This is a genomic window from Brevundimonas sp. UBA5713 (assembly GCF_002419815.1).
Classification (GTDB): Bacteria; Pseudomonadota; Alphaproteobacteria; order Caulobacterales; family Caulobacteraceae; genus Brevundimonas.
Map to the genome: position 1 here is coordinate 1 of NZ_DIGV01000035.1, position 5,907 is coordinate 5,907.

Here is a 5,907-nt window from a genome sequence, read left to right on the forward strand (position 1 = left end):
GGGGGCCGCCACCGAGGCCAGTGCCAGCGCCCCGCCTGTGGCGCACAGGCCGCGCCGCGTCATTCCTTTGATCGACATGCGCCCTTTAGGAACGACGATCACCCAAGGCGCAAGTCACCGACCACGAAAAAGGGCGCGAAAGCGGTGCCTTCGCGCCCTCTCTCACAGGATCAGACGATCCTTATTTGTTCAGATACTTGTCCAGCCAGCCAAACACCTCATCGTGCCACTGCATGGAGTTGGCCGGTTTGAGGACCCAGTGGTTCTCGTCCGGGAACATGACAAAGCGGCTTTCGATGCCGCGACGTTGCAGGGCCGTGAAGGTGGACAGAGCCTGAGCGGTCGGGATGCGGAAATCCTTGTCGCCTTGAATGACCAGCATCGGGGTCTTCCAGTTCTGGACGTGGTTGACCGGATTGAAGCGCTGATAGCCTTCCGGATTTTCCCACGGCGTGCCGCCGTATTCCCATTCCGTGAACCACAGCTCTTCGGTCGAATAGCCCATGCCCATGATGTCGAAGACACCGTCATGGTTTACGAGGCATTTGAACTCGTCCGACCAGTTACCGGCGATCCAGTTGATCATATAGCCGCCGTAGGAGGCGCCCAGCGCACAGGCATTGTTGCCGTCTACAAAGTCATAGTTGGCTTTGACGTGGGCCCAGCCCTTTTGCAGGTCTTCCAGCGGGCGGTCGCCCCAGTGCTGGCTGATGGCGTCGGTGAAGGCCTGACCATAGCCGGTCGAGCCGTGGAAATCGATCATCACCACCGCAAAGCCCGCACCGGCATAGGTCTGCGGGTTCCAGCGATAGGACCAGCCGTTGCCGAACGAGCCTTGCGGCCCCCCGTGGATCAGGAAGGCGACCGGATATTTCTTACCAGCCTCATAGTTGGCGGGTTTGATGATGTAGCCGTGGACGGTCTCGTTGTTCCAGCCGGGGAAGCTGAACTGTTCGAACTCGCCGAACTGTTTGGCGTCCAGCTGCGGATTCACATTGGTGATGCGCACCGGCATTTCGCGGCCACGGAAGGTCTTTACATAAAGCTCGCTGGGGCGGTTCAGTGTGTCGATCGACAGGACAAAGCCGCTGTCGGTCTGCTGCACGGCACCGACGTGGCCCTCTCCGGTCAGGGGGATGACCGAGCCATTGCGGGCGTCGATCTGGAACAGTTTGGTGTTGCCCACATCACCGGCGGTGACGAACAGGCTGTTGCCGTCCTTGGACCATTGCAGGCTGTCGGCAGAACGATCCCAGTTGGCGGCGATCTGACGGGTCTGACCGGTGGAGACATCGCGCAGGAAGATCGAATATTTGTCGGCCTCGAAACCCGCACGCTCCATGGCGCGATAGGCCAGCGTCTGGCCGTCCGGCGAGAAGACCGGACCGGTGTCCCACGCCGGATTAGCCTCGGTCAGATTGGTCAGCTGGCCCGGCGCATCGACCGAGACCTGATAGAGGTCGAAATTAGTGCTCCACGGCTCGGACTTCCCCGCCAGACGAGCGGAAAAGACGATAGAGCGACCATCGGGCGTAAAGGTGAACTCGCCCTCGTCGCCAAACGGCTTGGACGGGGTGTCGCCATCAAAGCCCTTGGTCACCCAGACCGGCTCATGGGCGTTGGTGCCGAGGCCGATCACAAACAGGTGGTTCTGGGTGTGGTCGTTCCACGTATCCCAGTGGCGCACGAACATGCGGTCATAGACCTTGCCCGTCGATTTGCGCTCGGCCTCCTGTGCGGCGCGGGCCACCGAGGCCTGAAGGTTTTCCGCATCCGGATAGACGGCCAGAGATACCACCACCGCATCGCCCTGTGCGTTCACGCGATAGGCGTTCACATCGGTCGGCAGATTGGTGATGACACTGGCAGTCTCGCCACGGTCAGCCGAGGCCCAGACCTGCGAGCTGCCCCCGCGCGAGGACAGGAAATAAAGGGTGCCGTCCTTGCCCCAGCGCGCGGTATTGGCCCCGCCCTCGCTGATCGGCAGGCGGCGCGCTTCGCCCTCGCCCTTCAACGACTGGATGTACAGAGAAGAGCTGCGGCGGTTGTTGGCCACATCGGTCGTGGTCAGCGAATAGACCACCCACTCACCATCCGGCGACACCTGCGGATCGCCCAGACGGTTGGCCGGGATCATGTCGCGATAGGTGAATGCATTACCCGCCTGCGCCGAAGCGGCGGGGGCAGAGGCGGTCGCCGTCTCGGCCATGGCCGGTGCGGCAGCAGTCAGCAGGGCAACGGCACTGAGGCCGCAAAGCAGATGGGGCAGGCGGCGCATGGGCGCTTCCTCTTTATGGCAAAATCAGGCCTAGAGGCCTAACACCCGACGCGCCGCCCGCAAACCCTCCGATTAACGTGTCGGTTGCGCCGGATGCCCGTTTCAATGCCAAGACGCTTGCCCGTCCGCCGTGCGCGGGCGACAAGCAGGGCATGAACACCGACCCTGCCCCACAGGCCGAACACATCGTCGATGTGCTGATCGCCGAGCGCGCGCCGCGGCTGACGTCGTCGTGGGCGTGGCCGATGGTACGGCCCATGCTCTATGCGCTGCTCGGCTATCCCAAGGCGGTGGCCATGGCCGATGCCATGCAGGGCCGCTCAGGGGCCGAGGCCCTGCAATATGTGTCGGACCTGCTGCGGCTGAAGGTCGAGGTGACGGGGCTGGAAAACCTGCCCGCCAAGGGGCGCTGTGTGGTGGTGTGCAACCACCCCACCGGCATTGCTGACGGGGTGGCCGTCTATGACGCCATCACCCGCGTGCGCGGCGACGCCATCTTCTTTGCCAATGCCGATGCCATCCGCGTGGCCCCGCGTCTGGCCGAGACCATTATTCCGGTGGAGTGGGTGTATGAGAAACGCACCCGCGAAAAGACGCGCCACACCCTGACCGCCGCCAAACAGGCCTTTGCCGAGGAACGCTGCCTGGTCATGTTCCCTGCCGGACGACTGGCGCGGGTGGAGAACGGCCTGCTGACCGATCCGCCGTGGGAGAGTTCGGCGGTGTCTCTGGCCCGCAAACAGGGCGCGCCGATCATTCCCGTGCACCTGACAGGCCCGACCAGCAAGCTGTTCCACCTGTTCGACCGCTTTTCGCAGGAACTGCGCGATGTGACGCTTTTCCATGAGCTGTTGAACAAGGAAGGGCAGACCTTTGGCCTGATGATCGGAAAACCGGTGCAGCCTTCGCAACTGGCCGTTGACGTGGATGCCGCAACCGATCAGCTAAAGACCTATATCGAGCGACAGCTTGCCGCCCATCCCGACGCGCCGTTCCCTGAATGAAACTACACCTAGCCGATGCCGAGGCGACCACCCGTCTGGGCCAAATCCTCGCCCCCTTGCTCCAAGTCGGTGACAGCGTGCTGCTGTACGGCCCGCTGGGCATGGGCAAGTCGACGCTGGCGCGCGGTCTGATCCGCGCCCTGACCCGTCCTGACGAGGACGTGCCCAGTCCGACCTTCACCCTTGTCCAGTTTTATGAGAGCGATCCGGCGGTCGCCCATTTTGACCTTTATCGTCTGAACGATCCCGAAGAGGCGTGGGAAATCGGGCTGGACGAGGCGCTGGACGACGGCTGTGCCATCATCGAATGGCCCGAGCGTCTGGGCGATGATCCTGCGCGCTTTCTGGGCCCCGATATTCTGACCATCACCCTCCAAGAAGAGGGCCCGTCCCGGCTTGCGACCGTTTCTGGCGCAGGCCGCTGGGAAAGTAAGATCAATGACCTCCAACCCTGAGCGCGAAAACCTGAAGCTGGCCCTGCTTGAAAAGGCGGGTCTCGGTGATGCCGAGCGTCACCCTTTGCCCGGTGATGCCTCGACCCGCCGCTATGAGCGCATTGTCGCCAAAGACGCTCGCCGCTTTATGCTGATGGACCAGCCGCCGGCCGCCGAAAGCCAGCCGTGTGATCCGGCATGGACGGCTGAGGAGCGCCATGCACAGGGCTGGAACGCTGTCGCCCGCCTGTCGGCTGGCCGTATAGAGGCCTTTGCCGCCGTGGCCGCGCATCTGAACGCGCTGGGCCTGTCAGCGCCCGCCATTCCGGCGCTGGACGCCGCCAATGGCCTCGCCCTGCTGGAAGATTTCGGCGACGACCTGTTCGCCCGCGTGATCGAACAGGGCATGGATGAGCGCCCGCTCTACCTCGCCGCCATCGAGGCCTTGGCCAAGCTACATGAAGCCGGAACGCCACCTACCGTCCTGAACGGTCCGGCGGGCGAGTGGCCAATGCTGGTCTATGACGAGGTGGCGTTGCAAGGCGGGGCGGACCTGTTCGTCGAATGGCTGCCGAAATACGATACCCGCGTCAGCTTCGATGAGGCCGCCATCAAAGCTTGGCGCGAGGCATGGGCTCCGGTGGTGAAATCAGGTGCCGACGGGGCTTCGGTCATGGCGCACCGTGACTATCACGCCGAGAACCTGATCTGGCTGAAAGACCGCAACGGCGAGGCCCGCGTCGGCATGATCGACTTTCAGGATGCCGTAATTGCCCATCCCAGCTGGGATCTGCACTCCCTGCTACAGGACGCCCGCCGCGATGTGTCGCCCGAACTGGAGGCCGAGGCGCTGGACCACTATTTCGCCCTGCGCCCGAACGTGGACCGCGCGGCCTTCATGGCCGACTATGCGGGTCTGGCGGCTCTGAACGAGGCGCGCATCATTGGCATCTTTGCCCGCCTGATCGCCCGTGACGGCAAGCCGCGCTATGCGCAGTTCCTGCCGCGCATGTGGGCGCATTTGAACCGCAACCTCGAACAGCCCGCACTGGCCACGGTCGCTGCGTGGTTCGACCAATATGTTCCTGCCGAGGTACGCCAATGACCGCTCCGAAAACAGCGATGGTGTTGGCCGCTGGCCTTGGCACCCGTATGCGTCCTTTGACCGATGACCGCCCCAAGGCGCTGGTCGAAGTGGGGGGACGCGCCTTGATCGACCATGTGCTGGATCGCCTGGTGGCTGCGGGTGTCGAAACGGCTGTCGTCAATGTGCATTGGTTCGCGGACTGTCTCGAACAGCATCTGTCCCAGCGCGACGATATCCGCATCATCATTTCGGACGAGCGGGCCGAACTGCTGGAAACGGGCGGCGGCTTGAAGAAGGCCCGCGCCCTGCTGGGCGATGAGCCGGTGTTTGTCGCCAATATCGACAGTGTCTGGATCGACCGTGGCGATGCGCTGGCCGATCTGGTGCGTCTGTGGAACCCCGACCGCATGGACGCGGCCCTGCTGCTGGCCCGCCGCGAAGGGGCGATTGGTTTCGTGGGTGCGGGTGATTTCTCGGTCGCCGAGGACGGCCAGCTGACGTTCAGGGGCGAGCGGGCCGAGGTGCCCTATGCCTATATGGGCGTGCACATCTGCCATCCGGCCTATGCCGATCAGGGACCGGACGGGGCCTTTTCGCTAAGCCCCCTGTGGCGCGCCTCGGCTGAAAAGGGGCGTCTGTTCGGCACCGTTATGGACGGTGACTGGATGCATGTCGGCGATCCTGTGGCCCGCGACGAGGCCGAACAGAAACTGAAGGGGTAAGCGGACAATGAGCGGGGGGCGGTTCAATCCTTTCGACGGCGCGTCACCGCGCTGGTACGCGATTTCGGCCTATCGCCCCTTCCTCGAGGATTTGGCGGCGGGGGTGCTGGACTGGCTGGGCGAGCGCCCGCCGGAAGAACTGTCCGACGCGACCATCCTGCTGCCCAACCGCCGCGCGGCGCGGGCCTTTACCGCGGCCCTGTCGAAACTGTCGGCGGACAAGCCGGTGCTGCTGCCTCAGGTGCGCCCGCTAGGGGACCTTGAAGAGGACGAGCCGCCGTTTACGCCGGGCGCGCTGGGCGTTGACCTGCCGCCCGCCATTGCGCCCCTGACGCGCCGGTTCGAACTGGCGCGGATGATCGTCGAGACCTTCGATCCGTCG

At 63.9% G+C, this 5,907-nt stretch carries 5 protein-coding genes and 1 pseudogene; 5 read left to right on the forward strand and 1 reads right to left on the reverse strand.

Features of this window, described 5'->3' with window-relative positions; genetic code table 11:
- Positions 1-181: 181 nt before the first annotated feature.
- A complete protein-coding gene (locus B3B04_RS08775) occupies positions 182-2,278 on the reverse strand; it encodes an alpha/beta hydrolase family protein (RefSeq protein WP_292042028.1) in 2,097 nt (698 codons plus the stop codon).
- Positions 2,279-2,430: 152 nt separating this feature from the next.
- Here B3B04_RS08775 and B3B04_RS08780 point away from each other — a divergent pair, with 152 nt between their 5' ends.
- The 5 genes and pseudogenes from B3B04_RS08780 to B3B04_RS08800 form a co-directional block, all read left to right on the forward strand.
- Positions 2,431-3,282, forward strand: a complete 852-nt coding sequence (locus B3B04_RS08780) for a GNAT family N-acetyltransferase (protein ID WP_292042038.1) — start codon at positions 2,431-2,433, stop codon at positions 3,280-3,282.
- A complete protein-coding gene (tsaE, locus tag B3B04_RS08785; protein ID WP_292042029.1) occupies positions 3,279-3,737 on the forward strand; it encodes a tRNA (adenosine(37)-N6)-threonylcarbamoyltransferase complex ATPase subunit type 1 TsaE in 459 nt (152 codons plus the stop codon). Before B3B04_RS08780 ends, tsaE begins: the two co-directional genes overlap by 4 nt.
- Positions 3,721-4,821 (forward strand): N-acetylmuramate/N-acetylglucosamine kinase AmgK, encoded by a 1,101-nt coding sequence (amgK, locus tag B3B04_RS08790; RefSeq protein WP_292042030.1) that lies wholly within the window; start codon positions 3,721-3,723, stop codon positions 4,819-4,821. The genes tsaE and amgK overlap by 17 nt, the downstream gene beginning before the upstream one ends.
- Positions 4,818-5,525 (forward strand): N-acetylmuramate alpha-1-phosphate uridylyltransferase MurU, encoded by a 708-nt coding sequence (murU, locus tag B3B04_RS08795; protein WP_292042032.1) that lies wholly within the window; start codon positions 4,818-4,820, stop codon positions 5,523-5,525. Before amgK ends, murU begins: the two co-directional genes overlap by 4 nt.
- A 7-nt stretch (positions 5,526-5,532) precedes the next feature.
- A pseudogene (locus B3B04_RS08800) lies at positions 5,533-5,907 on the forward strand (double-strand break repair protein AddB); the annotation flags it as partial.